Source organism: Herbiconiux gentiana, assembly GCF_024978135.1.
GTDB lineage: Bacteria > Actinomycetota > Actinomycetes > Actinomycetales > Microbacteriaceae > Herbiconiux > Herbiconiux gentiana.
Genome location: NZ_JANTEZ010000001.1, coordinates 408,693 through 425,638, shown reverse-complemented (window position 1 = coordinate 425,638; position 16,946 = coordinate 408,693). Strand labels below are relative to the sequence as shown.

Annotated in this window: 15 protein-coding genes; 14 read left to right on the top strand and 1 reads right to left on the bottom strand. The window is 70.9% G+C overall.

Features of this window, described 5'->3' with window-relative positions:
- Window positions 1-135: 135 nt before the first annotated feature.
- The gene (locus NVV95_RS01980; protein ID WP_259484858.1) at window positions 136-477 is read left to right on the top strand and encodes an Rv2175c family DNA-binding protein; all 342 of its coding nucleotides are present in this window, start codon (window positions 136-138) and stop codon (window positions 475-477) included.
- Window positions 478-532: 55 nt separating this feature from the next.
- Here the strand turns inward: NVV95_RS01980 and NVV95_RS01975 are convergent, their stop codons facing one another.
- Window positions 533-1,642, bottom strand: coding sequence for a polyprenyl synthetase family protein (locus NVV95_RS01975; protein ID WP_375163771.1), 1,110 nt, complete (start codon window positions 1,640-1,642; stop codon window positions 533-535).
- Between the two features lie 77 nt (window positions 1,643-1,719).
- Between NVV95_RS01975 and NVV95_RS01970 the strand changes: the two genes are divergently transcribed.
- The 13 genes from NVV95_RS01970 to NVV95_RS01910 all read left to right on the top strand — a co-directional run bounded on the left by NVV95_RS01970 (window position 1,720) and on the right by NVV95_RS01910 (window position 16,911).
- On the top strand, window positions 1,720-2,115 hold the full coding sequence (locus tag NVV95_RS01970; RefSeq protein WP_259484856.1) for an SCO2097 family morphological protein: 396 nt from the start codon (window positions 1,720-1,722) through the stop codon (window positions 2,113-2,115).
- Between the two features lie 246 nt (window positions 2,116-2,361).
- Window positions 2,362-2,793 (top strand): division/cell wall cluster transcriptional repressor MraZ, encoded by a 432-nt coding sequence (gene mraZ, locus NVV95_RS01965; protein WP_179548226.1) that lies wholly within the window; start codon window positions 2,362-2,364, stop codon window positions 2,791-2,793.
- A 137-nt stretch (window positions 2,794-2,930) separates the two neighbouring features.
- Window positions 2,931-3,887 (top strand): 16S rRNA (cytosine(1402)-N(4))-methyltransferase RsmH, encoded by a 957-nt coding sequence (rsmH, locus tag NVV95_RS01960; protein WP_259484855.1) that lies wholly within the window; start codon window positions 2,931-2,933, stop codon window positions 3,885-3,887.
- Window positions 3,884-4,561 carry a cell division protein FtsL gene (gene ftsL, locus NVV95_RS01955; protein ID WP_259484854.1) on the top strand — a complete coding sequence of 226 codons (678 nt, stop codon included), beginning with the start codon at window positions 3,884-3,886 and terminating at the stop codon, window positions 4,559-4,561. The genes rsmH and ftsL overlap by 4 nt, the downstream gene beginning before the upstream one ends.
- A 12-nt stretch (window positions 4,562-4,573) precedes the next feature.
- Entirely contained in the window at window positions 4,574-6,397 is a 1,824-nt protein-coding gene (locus NVV95_RS01950; RefSeq protein ID WP_259484853.1) for a peptidoglycan D,D-transpeptidase FtsI family protein, read from the top strand.
- A gap of 15 nt (window positions 6,398-6,412) precedes the next feature.
- A complete protein-coding gene (locus tag NVV95_RS01945) occupies window positions 6,413-7,999 on the top strand; it encodes a Mur ligase family protein (RefSeq protein ID WP_259484852.1) in 1,587 nt (528 codons plus the stop codon).
- Window positions 8,000-8,003: 4 nt separating this feature from the next.
- A complete protein-coding gene (locus tag NVV95_RS01940; protein WP_259484851.1) occupies window positions 8,004-9,458 on the top strand; it encodes a UDP-N-acetylmuramoyl-tripeptide--D-alanyl-D-alanine ligase in 1,455 nt (484 codons plus the stop codon).
- Window positions 9,455-10,549, top strand: a complete 1,095-nt coding sequence (gene mraY / locus NVV95_RS01935; protein ID WP_259484850.1) for a phospho-N-acetylmuramoyl-pentapeptide-transferase — start codon at window positions 9,455-9,457, stop codon at window positions 10,547-10,549. Before NVV95_RS01940 ends, mraY begins: the two co-directional genes overlap by 4 nt.
- Entirely contained in the window at window positions 10,546-12,081 is a 1,536-nt protein-coding gene (gene murD / locus NVV95_RS01930) for a UDP-N-acetylmuramoyl-L-alanine--D-glutamate ligase (RefSeq protein WP_259484849.1), read from the top strand. The genes mraY and murD overlap by 4 nt, the downstream gene beginning before the upstream one ends.
- A complete protein-coding gene (ftsW, locus tag NVV95_RS01925; protein WP_310796045.1) occupies window positions 12,041-13,252 on the top strand; it encodes a putative lipid II flippase FtsW in 1,212 nt (403 codons plus the stop codon). Before murD ends, ftsW begins: the two co-directional genes overlap by 41 nt.
- Window positions 13,249-14,352 carry a UDP-N-acetylglucosamine--N-acetylmuramyl-(pentapeptide) pyrophosphoryl-undecaprenol N-acetylglucosamine transferase gene (locus tag NVV95_RS01920; protein ID WP_259484848.1) on the top strand — a complete coding sequence of 368 codons (1,104 nt, stop codon included), beginning with the start codon at window positions 13,249-13,251 and terminating at the stop codon, window positions 14,350-14,352. The genes ftsW and NVV95_RS01920 overlap by 4 nt, the downstream gene beginning before the upstream one ends.
- A gap of 79 nt (window positions 14,353-14,431) precedes the next feature.
- Window positions 14,432-15,847 (top strand): UDP-N-acetylmuramate--L-alanine ligase, encoded by a 1,416-nt coding sequence (gene murC, locus NVV95_RS01915; protein WP_259484847.1) that lies wholly within the window; start codon window positions 14,432-14,434, stop codon window positions 15,845-15,847.
- Entirely contained in the window at window positions 15,844-16,911 is a 1,068-nt protein-coding gene (locus NVV95_RS01910; RefSeq protein WP_259484846.1) for a cell division protein FtsQ/DivIB, read from the top strand. The genes murC and NVV95_RS01910 overlap by 4 nt, the downstream gene beginning before the upstream one ends.
- The last annotated feature ends 35 nt before the right edge of the window (window positions 16,912-16,946 follow it).

Here is a 16,946-nt window from a genome sequence, read left to right as displayed (position 1 = left end):
AGCTCCGAGTCTAGAGAAGGGGGCATGGCCCTGGCCGCATAGACACCGGCCGATCGGGCTCCGGATGCGCATTTTTATGCATTCGTGATGAGAGTCGATTGCCGCCGACGCCCCGCCGCGTGGCAATCTGTACTCGTGACTGATCTGCCCGCCACCGAGTGGCTGACCATTCCCGACCTCGTCGACCTGCTCGGGCTCACGCCGAGCAAGGTGCGCCGCCTGATCGAGGACCACCACCTGGTGGCGACCCGCCGCGACGGCGTGCTCTCGGTGCCGGCGGAGTTCATCCGCGACGGCGAGCCGCTCACCGAGCTCAAGGGCACGATCATGGTGCTCGCCGACAACCGCTACAAGGACGAGGAGATCCTCGAGTGGCTGCTGTCGCCGAACGAGCTGCTCGAGGCGACCCCGATCGCGGCGCTGCGCGCCGGCCGCAAGGCCGAGGTGCGCCGCATCGCGCAGGCGCAGGACTTCTAGGGCCTGGAGCCTGCGGCCGGAGCCTGGAGCCTGCGGCTCACGGCCTACGGCCCGCTCAGGCCTGCCGGTTCACCAGCCGCTTGGCGAGGCTCGTCAGCTCCGCCTTCGCGGTGTCGCCGAGCGGCGCGCGGTCGAGCTCGTCGAGCGCCGTGCGCAGGCGCCGGGAGATCATGCCCTCCACCTCGGTGACGGCCCCCGTCCCCACCATCGTCTGCTGCAGCATCCTGATCTGGCCCTCGTCGAGCTCGGGGTCGCCGAGCAGCTCGTCGAAGAGCCGCCGCGACGAGGCGTCGAGCCGGGAGCGGGTGAGCGACACGAGCACCGTGCGCTTGCCCTCGCGGAGGTCGTCGCCCGAGGGCTTGCCGGTGAGCTCGGCGTCGCCGAAGACGCCGAGCACGTCGTCGCGCAGCTGGAACGCGATGCCGAGCGGCAGCCCGAAGCGCCGCAGCGCATCCGTCTGCTCGGGCGACGAGCCCCGCAGGGACGCGCCGATCACGAGCGGCGCCTCGACGCTGTACTTCGCCGACTTGTAAACGATCACCCGTTCGGCGCGTTCGAGCGAGGCCTCGGGGTCGGTGGTCGCCCAGGCGCGCTCCTCGAGCAGGTCGAGGTACTGGCCGAGGGTGACCTCGGTGCGCATCGTGTCGATCGCCTCGCGGGCGGCGAGGTGGATCTCGAGTGAGGGCGCGCCGAGCACGGCCCGGGCGATGAGCTCGTCGCTCCACGCCAGCAGCAGGTCGCCGAGCAGGATCGCGCTGCCCTCGCCGAAGCTGCGGCGGTCGCCCCGCCAGCCGCCATCGGCGTGCAGGGTCTCGAAGCGTCGGTGCGCCGAGGGCATTCCGCGGCGGGTGTCGGAGTTGTCGATGATGTCGTCGTGCACGAGGGCTGCGGCGTGGAAGAGCTCGAGGCCCGCGCACAGGTCGACGAGGGAGTCGAGCTCCTTCTCGCCGGGAACCGCCGACTCGGCGACCGCGGGAGAGACGGCACGCCAGCCCCAGTAGCAGAACAGGGCCCTGAACCTCTTGCCGCCGCTGAGAAGATCCCGCGAGAACAGCGAGAAGGGGGCGAGGTCGGGGGCCACGCGATTGAGAATGGACTCGCGCGATGCGAGGAACTCCACGATCCGAGCATCGACGAGATTGACTAGGCGCGGGCTTTCCATCACTCGCCTAGCCTAGCTAGACCCCGCGCACTACAATCAGCAAGTATCACGCGTCGGTCCCGAGCCTGAGGTGAAATAGGATGCCGCTTTCGGAGCAAGAACAACGACTCCTCGATGAGATGGAGCGCAGTCTCTACCACAACGACGCCGACTTCGTGTCGGCGGTCAGCGGGGCACGAGGCCGACTGAACTACGGCGCGCTCGTGCTGGGAATCCTGGTGGGCATCCTCGGCCTCGGCGTCGTGATCGTCGGCGTGGTGCTGCATCAGCCGCTGATCGGCCTGGCCGGCTTCGTCGCCATGTTCGCCGGTGTGCTGCTCGCCCTCCGGCGCACCAATCGGGGCCCCGCCCCGAAATCGCCGCTCGGCGGCACCCCCACCTCGGGTCGCGGCGGCGCCACCGCCTCCTCCAAGTCGGGATTCATGGACAGACTCAACGACCGCTGGGAGCGTCGCGACGACGACCGCGGTGAGTAGGGGCATCCCCTCCCTTTCGCTCCACTGAGAGAGACCGGCCTTCGGGCCGGTCTTTTTTTGTGCCCGGATGCGCGTCCCGACCGCCCCTCGCCCTCCATTCCCCTCCACCCCGAACTTCCGCGAAATAGCGCGGAAGTTTTTGCAGTTTGAGCGAAGTTCGTGCTGAATGTCGTAGGTATGTGGAAGGGAGTGGAGTAAAGTGGAGGTCAAGCCCACACAATCTGGCCGGAGAGAACGGGGAGGTAGATGTTCCTTGGCACCTACGAACCCAAGCTCGACGACAAGGGCCGCATCATCCTTCCGGCGAAGTTCCGGGACGAGCTGGCCGGGGGCATGGTCGTGACGCGCGGGCAGGAGAACTGCCTCTACGTCTTCTCCACCCGCGAGTTCGAGAACCTGCACGAGAAGATCCGGCAGGCGCCGGTGACGAGCAAGCAGGCCCGCGACTACCAGCGCGTCTTCCTCTCGGGGGCGAGCGCCGAGACGCCCGACAAGCAGCACCGCGTCACGATCCCCGCCCCGCTCCGCAGCTACGCCGGCCTCGACCGCGATCTCGTCGTCATCGGCGTCGGCTCGCGGGCCGAGATCTGGGACGCGACGGCGTGGGCGACCTACCTCGAGGCCCAGGAAGCCGCGTTCTCCGACACCGACGAGGAGGTGATCCCCGGCCTCTTCTGAGTCGCCGTCCCTGACTCCCAGCCGTTCATCGCCCTGGCGCACTTCCCCGGTGCCAGGTCGGACGCCCTGCCGCACTTCCCCGGCGGCAGGTCGGAACGGACGGGGATCAGGGATGACGAAGCACCGGCCGCATCACCATGACCGACTACTCCGGCATCCACACCTCGGTTCTCCTCGAACGCTCCATCGAGCTCCTCGGCCCGGCCCTCGGCCGCCCGGGAGCGGTGCTCGTCGACTGCACCCTCGGCCTCGGCGGCCACTCCGAGGCCTTCCTCGAGGCGTTCCCCGAGCTGCACCTCGTCGGGCTCGACCGCGATCCGAACGCCCTCCGCCTCGCGGGGGAGCGGCTCGAGCGGTTCTCCGACCGCACCGACCTCGTGCACTGCGTCTACGACGAGATCGACGAGGCCCTCGAGGGTCTCGGCATCGACGAGGTCGACGGTGTGCTGTTCGACCTCGGCGTCTCGTCCATGCAGCTCGACGAGGTCGAGCGCGGCTTCTCCTACTCGAAGGACGCGCCGCTCGACATGCGCATGGACGACACGGCGGTCTTCACCGCGGCCGAGATCGTCGCCACCTACTCCGAGGCCGACCTCCGCCGCATCTTCCGCGACTACGGCGAGGAGAAGCTGGCCGACCGCTACGCCCGCTTCATCGTGCGGGCCCGCGACGAGGCGCCGATCCTGCGCTCGGGCCAGCTCGTCGACATCATCCAGGCGGCGACGCCGGCCAAGTTCTCCAACTCCGGCCACCCGGCCAAGCGCGTCTTCCAGGCCCTGCGCATCGAGGTCAACGCCGAGCTCTCCGTGCTCGAGCGGGCACTGCCGAAGGCGATCGACGCGCTGGTCGTCGGCGGCCGCATCGTGGTGCTCGCGTTCCAGTCGCTCGAAGACCGCATCGTCAAGCGCGAGCTGCAGCGGCGGTCGGTCTCCACCGCCCCCGCCGGGCTCCCGGTCGAGCTTCCCGAGCACCGGCCCGAACTGAAGCTCCTGGTGCGCGGCGCCGAACTCGCCGACGACGACGAGCGCGCCCGCAACCCCCGTTCCATCCCCGTCCGCCTCCGAGCAGCAGAACGAATCAGGAGGATCGCATGACGAACCTGGCCGGTGCCACCATGAGCCGCCCCCGCCCCGCCTTCGCGCAGGCGGTGGCCGTCGATCCCGACTTCGACCTCGACCTGCCCGGTGTCGAGCACCCCATCGCGCCACGGCGCATCCAGGTGGTGCCCACCCGCCAGCAGCGCCGGGCCCGACCGAAGATCGCCTACGCGGCGGTCGTCGTCGCCGGCGTGCTCGCCATCGTGATCACCCAGCTGATGCTCTCGATCGGCCTGTCCGACGGCGCCTACGAGATCTCCTCGCTGCAGTCGCAGCAGAAGGAGCTCGACCGCACGAACCAGACCCTGAGCGAGCAATACGACTCGCTGTCCTCGCCGCAGAACCTCGCGGCCAGCGCCGAGAAGCTCGGCATGGTCGCCAACAGCACTCCCGTCTACCTGCGGCTCTCCGACGGCGCCGTGCTCGGTTCGCCGGCGGCGGCCACCGGCGCGACGGGGGCGATCACGGCCGGACAGTCGCTCATCCCGAACGCCTCGCTCAACCCCGTGACGGGCACCCCGGCGACGGCCGCCGACGCCACGGCAGCGGCTGCTGCTGCGGCGGCCGCGGCCGGAGCGACGACCGCCGACACGGCGAGCGCGCCTCCCGTGGCCGAGGCGCCCGCCGACATACCGTGGACGGGTGCCCTCCCCTCTCCGACGACCCGCTGATCCCCGGCGCTCGTGAACACCGCCGCGAACCGCACCACCCGGCGTCGCGCCGCCGTGGCCGTCGTCGCCGTGATGGCCGTCGTGGCGGTCTTCGTCGTGCGTCTGGTGAGCATCCAGATCGTGCAGGCCGACACGCTGAACGCCGAGTCGTTCGACAAGCTCTCGGCCGAGACCACCTCCTACGGCCTCCGCGGCGACATCGTCGACGAGGACGGCACGGTGCTCGCCACGACCGTGCTGCGCTACGACGTCACCGCCTCGCCGAAGTCGGTCACCGACTTCGAGCGCACGGGGGATGACGGCAAGAGCGTCGACGTCACCGCCCTCCAGGCGGCGGGGGAGGTCGCGGCGATCATCGGCCAGACCCCCGAGCAGGTCTACGGCATACTCACCGCCGATCCGTCCTCGAACCACGTCGTGGTCGTGACGGGCATCGACGTCGACGCGTTCCGCGCCATCCGCGACCTCGAGATCCCCTGGCTCTACTACGAGTCGAACCCCGTGCGCACCTACCCGAACGGTGCCGTGGCGGGCAGCGTGGTCGGCTTCATGGGTGAAGACCCCGACGCCGACCCGAACGCGGCCGACCCGGCCGAGGCCCCCGGAGAGAGCGAGGTGGGCGTCTCGGGCGTCGAGCAGATGCAGAACCAGTGCCTGACCGGCACCGACGGCGTCGAGACCTACGAGCGGGGCGCGGACGGTGTCGCCATCCCCGGTTCGAGCGAGACCGTGGTGCAGGCGCAGCAGGGCGGCACCGCGGTGCTCACCCTCGACAGCGACCTGCAGTGGTTCTCGCAGCAGACGCTGCTGGCGCGCATCCAGGAGACCGGAGCCGCCTGGGGAACCGTGGTGGTGCAGGAGGTCAAGACGGGCAAGCTGCTCGCCGTGGCCGACTACCCGAGCGTCGACCCCAACGACGTCGACGCGACCCCGGCCGACCAGCGCGGCTCCATCGCCTTCCAGTCCCCGTTCGAGCCCGGCTCGACGTTCAAGGCCCTCACGGCCGCCTCGGTGCTCGACGCCGGTCTCGCCGATGTCGGCACGCAGGTCGAGGCGCCGTTCATCTACACCGACGCGAACGGTGCGTCGACGCGTGACAGCGAGTTCCACGTCGACCCGCTGCGGCTCACCTTCGCCGGTGTCATGCAGGAGTCCTCGAACACCGGAACCGCCATGCTCGGCGAGCTGCTGTCGAGCCAGCAGCGCTACGACTACATCGAGAAGTTCCACATGACCAAGCCCAGCGAGGTCGGCTTCCCGGCCGAGTCGGGCGGCATCCTCGCCCCGTGGCAGGACTGGGACGACCAGACGAACCTCACCACCACGTTCGGCCAGGGCGTCTCGAACACCGCCATCCAGATCGCCAGCCTGTACCAGACGCTCGGCAACGGCGGCGTGCGGCTGCCCGTGCAGCTGCTCGAGGGCTGTAAAGCCGAAGACGGCACGATGACGGGCGCTCCTGACGCGACGGGCGAGCAGATCGTGCCGAGCACCGTCTCGACCGACGTCGTGAACATGCTGGAGACGGTCGTCTCGGGCGGCTACGCCTCCAAGGAGCTCTCGATCCCGGGCTACCGGGTGGCCGCGAAGACCGGTACCGCGCAGATGAGCGACGGCTCGGGCGCCTACGGGGACAGCTACATCACCTCCGTCGCCGGGCTCGCTCCGGCGGAGGACCCGCAGTACGTCGTTTCGGTCACCATCGCGAAGCCCGTTACCATTGAGTCGGCCCTGGCTGCGGCACCGGTCTTCCAGAAGATCATGTCGCAGGTGCTGAAGGAGAAGCGCGTGCTTCCCTCCACCGTTCCTTCGCCAGACCTGCCGACGACGTATTGAGCACCAAGGAGACCAGTGGCTGATCGGGGTTCTTCGGCGCTTCGACCCGAGCATCCGATCGAGCGGTCCCTGCCGCATCTGGTGGAGGAGTTCGGTCTCGAGCAGCGCGGCCTGCCCGTCTCCGAGGTCGTGTCGGGCATCACGCTGTCGTCGCACGACGTCGTGCCGGGCGACCTCTACGTTGGGCTCGCCGGCAAGCGGCACCACGGCGCCCGCTTCGCCGCGGCCGCCAAGGAGGCCGGGGCCGTCGCGATCCTGACCGACGACGAGGGCGCCGCCATCGCGGCCGACGCGGGCCTGCCGATCATCGTCACACCCGAGCCGCGCCTCGCGCTCGGCGAGCTCGCGGCGTGGATCTACCGCACCCGCGAGGAGCCGCCGACCCTGTTCGGCGTCACCGGCACCAACGGCAAGACGAGTGTGGCCTACCTGCTCGAGGCCATCCTGCGCCAGCTCGGCGTCGTGGCGGGCATCAGCACCACCGCCGAGCGCCGCATCGGCGACGAGGTCATCGTCTCCAAGCTCACCACCCCCGAGGCCACCGAGATCCACGCCATGCTGGCCAGGATGCGCGAGGCCGACGTGCGCTCGGTCGTGCTCGAGGTCTCGGCGCAGGCCATCACCCAGCACCGCGTCGACGGCATCGTCTTCGACGTGGTCGGCTTCACCAACCTCACCCACGACCATCTCGACGACTACGAGACGATGGACGTGTACTACGCGGCGAAGAGGGAGCTGTTCCAGCCCGACCGCGCGCGCCGCGGCGTCGTGATGGTCGACGGCGACTGGGGCGGGCGCCTCGCGCAGGAGTCGCGCATCCCGATCACCACCATCGCCACCGACCCCGCGGCCGACGCGGAGTGGATGCTGTCGATCGACGAGGAGCGCCCCGAGCGCACCACGTTCACGCTGCGCGGCCCCGACCACCGCGCGCTCACCACCTCGGTGCCGCTGCTCGGCTCGTACATGGCCGCCAACGCGGCCCTCGCCATCGTGATGCTGGTGGAGTCGGGCTTCGACCTCGATGCCATCGCGCACGCCCTGAACATCCCGCACGACGACGAGGGCGCCGAGATCGACGACGACGGCTTCGTCGCCGGCATCGATGTGTACATCCCGGGCCGGGCCGAGAAGGTCTCCGGCGAGTCGGGCCCCATCGTCTACATCGACTACGGGCACAGCCCCGACGCCTTCACCTCGACGCTGGAGTCGATCCGCCGGGTCTCCGACGGCCGCGTGATCATGCTCTTCGGCGCCGACGGCGACCGCGACCCCTCCAAGCGCGAGGAGATGGGCGCCATCGCCGCCCGGCTGGCCGACGTCGTGGTGGTCACCGACTTCCACCCGCGCTACGAAGACCCCGCCTCCATCCGCGCCGCGCTGATCGCCGGTGCCACGGCGGCGGTTTCCGAACGCGAGATCCACGAGGTGCCCGACCCGCGGGCCGCCTTCCGCACGGCGCTCTCCCTCGCGGGCGAGGGCGACGTCATCCTCTACGCCGGCCCCGGCCACGAGGACTACCACGAGGTCGCGGGGGAGCGCATCCCCTACTCGGCCCGCGACGACGCGCGCAGTGCGCTGCACGAACACGGATGGCTCTGACGACATGCTCGATCTCACACTGACCGAGATCGCGGAGGCGCTCCAGGGCGAACTCGTGATCACCGACGCGGCCGCCGACGCCGGGTACTCCCCGGCGACGGTGGTGAACGGCACCGTCGACACCGACTCCCGGCTGATCGGCGAGGGCGACGTCTTCGTCGCCAAGCGCGGCGAGTTCGACGACGGCCACCGCTTCGTCGCTGCCGCCGTCGAGGCGGGTGCCGCGCTCGTCGTGGTGGAGCACGCCTTCGCCGACTCCGAGCGCGAGGCCGGGCGCCAGCTCGCCGTCGCCCAGATCGTCGTCGACGACTCGGTGCTCGCGCTGGGTCACTTCGCCACCGACGTCGTGCGCCGGGTCCGCGCATCCGGAGACCTGAAGGTCGTGGGCATCACGGGGTCGAACGGCAAGACCACCACGAAGAACCTGCTGCGCGCCGTGCTCGAGCGCGTCGGCGAGACGGTCGCCCCGCGCGACTCGTTCAACAACGAGGTGGGCGCCCCGCTCACCATGCTCAAGCTGACGCCCACCACCCGGTTCCTCGTGGCCGAGATGGGGGCGAGCGGCAAGGGCGAGATCACGCGGCTGATCCGCATGGCCAAGCCCGACGTCGGCGTGGTGCTCACGGTCGGCCTCGCGCACGCCGGCGAGTTCGGCGGCATCGAGACCACGCTGAAGACGAAGACCGAGATGGTGATCGACCTCGAGGAGAGCGACGTCGCCGTGCTCAACCGCGACGACGCCCGGGTGGCCTCGATGGCCGACAAGACCCGCGCGCGCGTGCTCTGGTTCGGGCTCGGCGATGACGCCGAGGTGCGCGCCACCGAGATCGAGGCGAGCGCCTCGGGCACCACCTTCACGCTGCACCTGCCCGACGGGCAGTCGCGCCCCGTGCGCTTCGCCGTGCTCGGCGAGCACCACGTCACGAACGCCCTCGCCGCGGCCTCGGCCGCCCACGTGCTCGGGGTCGGCATCGACGACGTCGTCGCCGCCCTCGAGACCGTCACGCGCGCTGAGCGCTGGCGGATGGAGGTGATGGGCGGCGGCGAGGGCCGGCCGACCGTCATCAACGACGCCTACAACGCGAGCCCCGACTCGATGGCCGCCGCCCTGAAGACCCTCGCCCAGATCGCCGCCCCCGGGCAGCGCACGGTCGCCGTGCTCGGCGAGATGAGCGAGCTCGGGCCGTACTCCGTCGAGGAGCACGACCGCATCGGCCGGATGGTCGTGCGCCTGAACATCGAGAAGCTCTTCGTGGTGGGCGAGGGCGCGCGCGCCATCCACCTCGCGGCCGAGCACGAGGGGTCGTGGGGCGGCGAGGCCGTCTTCGCCGCCGACGCCGACGAGGCCTACGCGCTGATCGCCGCCGAGCTCCGCCCCGACGACCTCGTGCTGGTGAAGTCGTCGAACTCGGCGCGGCTGCGCTTCCTCGGCGACCGGATCGCGGAGGTCACCCCGTGATCACCCTCCTCGCCTCCGCCTCGATCTCCCTGGCGTTCTCGCTGTTCTTGACACCGGTGTTCATCCGGCTGTTCAAGCGCTTCGCCTGGGGCCAGTTCATCAACGTCGACACCCCCGACGCCCACCACGTCAAGCGCGGCACGCCCACCATGGGCGGCATCGTGATCATCCTCGCGGTGCTCTTCGGCTACTTCGTCTCGGCGCTGGCCACGCAGGAGATGCCGACCATGTCGGGGCTCCTGGTGCTGTTCCTGATGACAGGGCTCGGCATCGTCGGCTTCCTCGACGACTTCCTCAAGGTACACAAGGAGCGGAGCCTCGGCCTCACGCCCTGGGCCAAGATCACCGGCCAGGTGATCGTGGGTGTCGTGTTCGCGCTGCTCGCCATCCAGTTCCCGAACACGCAGGGCGAGACCCCGGCCTCCACGCAGATCTCGTTCATCCGCGACCTGCCGTTCGACTTCCTGTCGTGGGGCCTGATCATCGGCACCATCGCGTTCGTGATCTGGATCTGCGTGATGGTCATCGCCACCTCCAACGGCGTGAATCTCACCGACGGCCTCGACGGGCTGGCGCCCGGCTCGAGCATCCTGGCCATCGGCTCGTTCATCGTGATCGGCTTCTGGCAGTTCAACCAGTCCTGCGCGAACGCCACCCTCGACCTCGACGTGCTCGACAAGTGCTACGACGTGCGCGACCCGCTCGACCTCGCGACCGTGGCCGCGAGCATCGTCGGCGCGCTGATCGGCTTCCTCTGGTGGAACACCAACCCCGCCAAGATCTTCCTCGGCGACACCGGCTCGCTCGCCCTGGGTGGCGCGCTGGCGGCACTGGCCATCCTGTCGCGCACCGAGCTGCTGCTCATCCTGATCGGCGGCATCTTCGTGATCGTTGCCGGCCAGGTGGCGGTGCAGCTGACCTACTTCAAGCTCACCAAGGGCAAGCGCATCTGGCGGGCCAGCCCGCTGCACCACCACTTCGAGATGAAGGGCTGGGCGGAGGTCACCATCGTGGTGCGCTTCTGGATCATCGCGGGCCTGTTCGTCGCCGGCGCCGTCGGCTCGTTCTACCTCGAATGGCTGTCGCGATGAGCGCCGAGCGCCTCGACGGGCTGACCAGCTGGAACGCCGACTGGAGCGGCCTGCGGGTCGCCGTGCTCGGGCTCGGCATGACCGGGTTCTCGGTGGCCGACACGCTCACCGAGCTCGGCTCGTCGGTGCTCGTCGTCGCGGCGAAGGCGGCGAAGGAATACGCCGACCTCGTTCCCGTGATCGGCGCCCGCCTCGAGCTCGCGCCGTCGGGTGAGATTCCGGATGCGCTCGTCGAACACGATCCCGAGCTGGTCGTGGCGTCTCCCGGCTACCACCCCGACGACGCCCTGATCGCGTGGGCCGAGGCCCGCGGCATCCCGGTCTGGGGCGACGTCGAGCTGGCCTGGCGCCTGCGCGACAAGGTCGTGAACCCGCAGACCGGGCGCCCCGCCGACTGGATCGCCGTGACCGGCACCAACGGCAAGACCACCACCGTGCAGCTCACCGCGTCGATGCTGCTGGCCGCCGGCCACCGCGTCGCGCCCTGCGGCAACATCGGCATCCCCGTGCTCGACGCCATCCGCGACCCCGAGGGCTTCGACGTGCTCGTGGTCGAGCTGTCGAGCTACCAGCTGCACTCCACCTCGAGCATGTCGCCCTGGGCCTCGGTGGTGCTGAACGTCGCCGACGACCACCTCGACTGGCACGGCTCGTTCGAGGCCTACGCCGCCGCCAAGGCGCGGGTCTACACCGCCACCCAGGTGGCCTGCGTCTACAACAAGTCCGACGAGCTCACGATGCGCATGGTCGAGGAGGCCGAGGTCGTCGAGGGCGCCCGGGCCATCGGTTTCGGGCTCGGGGTGCCGGGCCCGAGCGACTTCGGCATCGTCGACGGCATCCTCTGCGACCGTGCGTTCCTCGAGGAGCGGCGCGACTCGGCGCTCGAGATCGCGACCGTCGACGAGCTCGCCCTGCGCGGGCTCGGCGCACCCCACACCGTCGCCGACGTGCTCGCCGCCGCGGCGCTGGCGCGCAGCTACGGCATCTCGGTCGAGGCGGTGCGGGCGGCACTCGCGGGCTTCAGCCTCGACCGGCACCGCATCGAGCACGTCGTGAGCGCCGGGGGAGTGACCTGGGTCGACGACTCCAAGGCCACCAACCCGCACGCCGCAGCCGCGTCCATCCGCGCCTACGAGTCGGTCGTCTGGGTCGTCGGCGGGCTGCTCAAAGGTGTCGACATCGACCCGCTCGTGCAGTCCGCCGTCGGCGAGGGCCGCACCCGGGTGCGTGCCGTCGTCGTGATCGGCGTCGACCGCCGCGAGGTCGTCGCGTCCATCCGGCGACACGCACCCGAACTGCCGTTGTTCGAGGTCGATCACGAAGAGACTGAAGACGTGATGACCGCGGCGGTCGCACTCGCAGCCGGCGCGGCCCAGCCCGGAGACGTCGTGCTGCTGGCCCCGGCCGCAGCATCGATGGATCAGTTCACGGACTACGCCGACCGCGGCGACCGGTTCGCAGAGGCTGTGCAGAAGCACGTGGGAGGCAGTGATGGTGACGACACCCACGAGGAACCCCCCGCGCAGCACTGACCGGCCCGTCTCCGACGGCCCCCGATCGGCCCGCATCTCGCTCGGCCAGGTCTTCACGGCCGAGTCGGGCAATTACTTCCTGCTGCTCGGCACCACCCTGTTCCTCGTGCTGCTGGGTCTCGTGATGGTGCTCTCCTCGAGCTCGATCGACTCCTACATCGGGCGTCAGGGCTTCTTCGGGGTGTTCTGGAAGCAGGGCATGTTCGCGCTGATCGGCATCCCGCTGATGCTCGTCATCTCGCGGCTGCCCATCCGCTTCTTCAAACGCTGGGCCTGGGTGGCGATCTTCGTCGCCGTCGGGGTGCAGCTCCTGGTGTTCACGCCGCTCGGCATCGAGGTCGGCGGCAACCTGAACTGGATCGGCATCGGGAGCTTCAACTTCCAGCCCTCCGAGCTGGTGAAGCTCGCCCTCGTCATCTGGATGGGCTCGATCCTGGCGAAGAAGGAGCCGCTGCTCGGCCAGCTGGGCCACGTCGCCATCCCGATCCTGCCGGTGGCCGGCGGCGCGATCCTGCTGGTGCTCCTCGGCGGCGACCTCGGCACCGTGATGATCATGGCGGGCCTCGTGTTCGGCGCGCTCTTCTACGCCGGCATCAAGCTCAGGATGCTCTTCCTCCCGGTCATCGCGGGAGCCCTCATCGCCGTGGTCGTCGCCTTCTCGAGCGAGAGCCGCACCACACGCATCATGGCGTTCTTCACCGGCAGCGGAGCCGACTACGAGGGCACCGACTGGCAGGCCCAGCACGGGCTGTGGGCGCTCGCGAGCGGCGGCGTCTTCGGTGTCGGACTCGGCAACTCGCGGGCCAAGTGGTCGTGGCTACCGGCCGCCGACAACGACTACATCTTCGCCATCATCGGCGAGGAGCTCGGCCTGATCGGCGGGGTCGTCGTGCTGCTGCTCTTCATCGCCCTGGCGGTGGCGTTCGTGCGCATCATCCGCTCGTCGAACGACATGTTCTCCCGGGTGGCCACCGGGGCCGTGATGGTGTGGCTGATCGGCCAGGCCTTCGTGAACATCGCGGTCGTGCTCGGGGTTCTCCCCGTGCTCGGTGTGCCGCTGCCGCTGATCTCCTCGGGCGGTTCGGCGCTCCTGACCACGCTCGCGGCCATCGGCATCGTGCTGGCCATCGCGCGGGAGAACGCGCAGACCGAGCGGGCCGGGTCGCGATGACCACGTACCTCCTCGCCGGGGGCGGCACCGCGGGCCACGTCAACCCGCTGCTCGCCACGGCCGACGAACTGCGCCGCCGCGAGCCCGACGCGACCGTGCTCGTGCTCGGCACCGCCGAGGGCCTCGAGGCCCGGCTCGTGCCCGAGCGCGGCTACGAGCTGCTGACCATCCCGAAGCTCCCGTTCCCGCGGCGGCCCAACGGGGCGGCCCTGCGGTTCCCGGATGCCCTCCGCCGCACGATCGCCCAGGTCGCCGCCCTCATCCGCGCGCGCGGGGTCGATGCCGTGATCGGCTTCGGCGGCTACGCCTCGGCCCCCGGCTATCTCGGGGCGCGGCGGGCCCGGGTGCCGTTCGTGATCCACGAGGGCAACGCCAAGCCCGGGCTCGCCAACGTGCTGGGCGCGCGCTTCAGCCCGTACGTGGGTGTCAGCTTCGCCGCGACCCGCCTGCCGAACGCGACACTCACCGGCATGCCGCTCCGCCGCGAGGTGACGGCCCTCGCCGACCCCGCGGCGCGCTCCGCCGCCCGTGCCGAGGCCGCCGTCGCTTTCGGGCTCGACCCGGCCCGGCCGACCCTGCTCGTCACCGGAGGGTCGCTCGGCGCCCGGCGCATCAACGCCACCGTGGTGGCCTCCGCGCCCGCGCTGCTGGGGGCCGGCTGGAACGTGCTGCACATCGCCGGAGACCAGGCCGAGGTCGCCGACCCGGAGCTGCCGGGCTATACCTTCCTCGCCTACTGCGACCGGATGGACCTCGCCCTGGCCGCGGCCGATCTCGCGGTCTCGCGGGCCGGCGGATCGACCGTCTCCGAGCTCGCCGTGGTCGGCGTGCCCTCCCTGCTCGTGCCCTACGCCGTCGGCAACGGCGAGCAGCGCTTCAACGCCCTCGACCTCGTGAACGCGGGCGGGGCGACGATCGTCCCCGACGCGGAGTTCCTGCCGGCGCGGATCGCGTCGGAGCTGGTGCCGCTGCTCGGCGACCGCACGCGGATCGAGGCGATGGCGGCCGCCGCGCGCTCGGTCGGCATCCCCGACGCGGCCGAGCGGGTCGCCGACCTCGTCGGGCGCGCACTCGAGCGTGACGGGGGCGGGCGCCGGTGAGCGTAACGTTGTGTCGGATGTCCGGCAGCACCGAGCATCCGAGAACCCCGCCGCACCCGACCAGAAAGGGCATGAACCCGTGATCAAGCCCGACCTCAGCCTCACCATCCCCGAGACGCTCGGCGCCGTGCACTTCGTGGGCATCGGCGGCGCGGGCATGAGCGGCATCGCCCGGCTGTTCCAGGCCGCGGGCCTGACCGTCACCGGCTCGGACCGCAGCGACTCCAAGACCGCGGCCAAGCTGCGCGCGCTCGGCATCCCCGTGGCGGTCGGCCACGACGCCGCGAACGTCGGCGACGCCGACACGCTGGTGGTCACGAGCGCCCTCTGGCCCGACAATCCCGAGTACGTGCTCGCGCAGGAGCGCGGGCTGACCGTGCTGCACCGCTCGCAGGCCCTCGCCTGGCTGACCAACCGCAAGCGCCTCGTCGCCGTCGCGGGCGCCCACGGCAAGACCACCTCGACCGGCATGATCGTCACGGGCCTCATCGGGCTCGACGCCGACCCCAGCTTCGTCAACGGCGGGGTCATCTCCGAGCTCGGCACCAGCTCGGCCTTCGGCGGCGGCGAGCTGTTCGTCGTCGAGGCCGACGAGAGCGACGGATCGTTCCTGCTCTACGACACGGCCGTGGCGCTCATCACGAACGTCGACCCCGACCACCTCGACCACTACGGGTCGGTCGAGGCGGTGGAGGACGCCTTCGTCACCTTCGCCGACGCCGCGTCCGAGCTCGTCGTGATCTCCTCCGACGACGCCGGCGCGCTGCGGGTGAAGAGCCGGCTCGCGCACCAGCGGGTGGTGAGCTTCGGCGAGGCCGCCGACGCCGACGTGCGGGTGCACTCGATCGAGACCGACGGCCCGGTGCGCTTCACGCTCGACTACGAGGGCGTCAGCTACCCCGCGGCCCTGCGGGTGCCGGGTCACCACAACGCCATCAACGCCGCCGGTGCCGTGGCCGTGCTGGTCGGGCTGGGCTTCGCTCCGGATGCGGCCGTCGCCGCGGTGGGCGCGTTCGGCGGCACCGGCCGGCGGTTCGAGCTGCACGGCACGGTCGGCGGCGTGAGCGTCTACGACGACTACGCGCACCACCCCACCGAGGTCGACGCCGCGCTCACCGCGGCGCGCACCGTCGTGGGCGAGGGGCGCATCATCGCCGTGCACCAGCCGCACCTGTACAGCCGCACGAAGCTGATGGCGGGGGAGTTCGCCGAGACGCTCGAGCGCACCGCCGACTACACGATCGTGCTCGAGGTCTGCGGCGCCCGTGAGGACCCGATCCCGGGGGTCACCGGCGAGCTGGTCTCGTCGCGCTTCGACGACGCCTCGAAGGTCGCCTACGTCGACGACTGGCAGCGGGCCGCCGAGCACCTCGCGGAGGTCGCCCGGCCGGGCGACTTCGTGGTGACCCTGGGCTGCGGCGACGTGAACCTCATCGTGCCCCAGCTGCTCGAGCAGCTGGAGTCCCGCTCGGTCGCGGGCGTCGCCGGAGAGTGAAGCGGCCCCCGGGCATCACCCCGCCCCCACCACCGCCGCCACCCGCCGCCGAGCCCTCGGCGGAGCGGCCCAAGCGGGCGGCGCGCGCGCCGCGGCCGACCGCGGCGACCGCACCGACCCAGGCGACCGCACCGACCCAGGCGATCGACCAGACCCAGCCGTTGGACCTCACCCAGCCGCTGGACCTCACCGGTTCGCTCGGGCGCACCCGCAGCGTGAAGGTGCCCACGGCGCCCGTCGCGCCCGGAACGCGAGGCGGCACTGCTCGGCCCGCGGCGTCGAAGCGCCCGTCCGGGCCGGACGCCGCACGGCAGCTGCGCAAGGCCACCGCCGCCCGGCGCCGCTTCGAGCGCCAGGAGGCGAGGCGCTTCACACAGCGCTCGCGTCGCCGCCGCATCACCCTGCTGATCGTGGGCGGCACGCTCGCCGGGCTCGTGCTCGTGGTGCTGCTCACCGCCTACTCGCCGCTGCTGGCTGTGCGCCAGCTCGCCGTCGAGGGCACCACCCGCCTCGACCCCGCGGCGGTCGGCACCGCCCTCGACGACCAGCTCGGCAAGCCGCTCGCCCTCGTCGACTACGGGGCGATCGAGCGCGACCTCGCCGCCTTCCCTTACATCGAGTCGTATTCGGTCGAGGCGCGCCCGCCCGACACGCTCGCCGTGCGCGTCGTCGAACGTCGCCCGGTCGCCCTGCTGCAGACCGCGGCCGGCTTCGACCTGATCGACGCCGCCGGCGTGGTGGTGCAGCAGTCGGGGGAGCGGATCCCGGGCTTCCCGGTGCTCGACCTCACCGGCACCGAGGTCGGCAGCCCGGGCTTCCAGGCCGCGGCCGCCGTGCTGATGTCCCTGCCCGACTCCCTGCTCGCCCAGGTCGACCGGATCAGCGGCACCACGCCCGACAGCGTCACGATGGTGTTCTCGGGCGCCGGCCAGCGCGTGGTCTGGGGCGACGCCGAGGAGTCCGAGCTGAAGGCGCAGATCCTGCAGAAGCTCATCGCGACCCAAGACCCGTCGCTGCCGGTCGAGTACGACGTGTCGAGCCCGCAGAGTCCCGTCATCCGCTGAGCTCCGATCGCGACACGCGGCGGGATTCGCGGCCG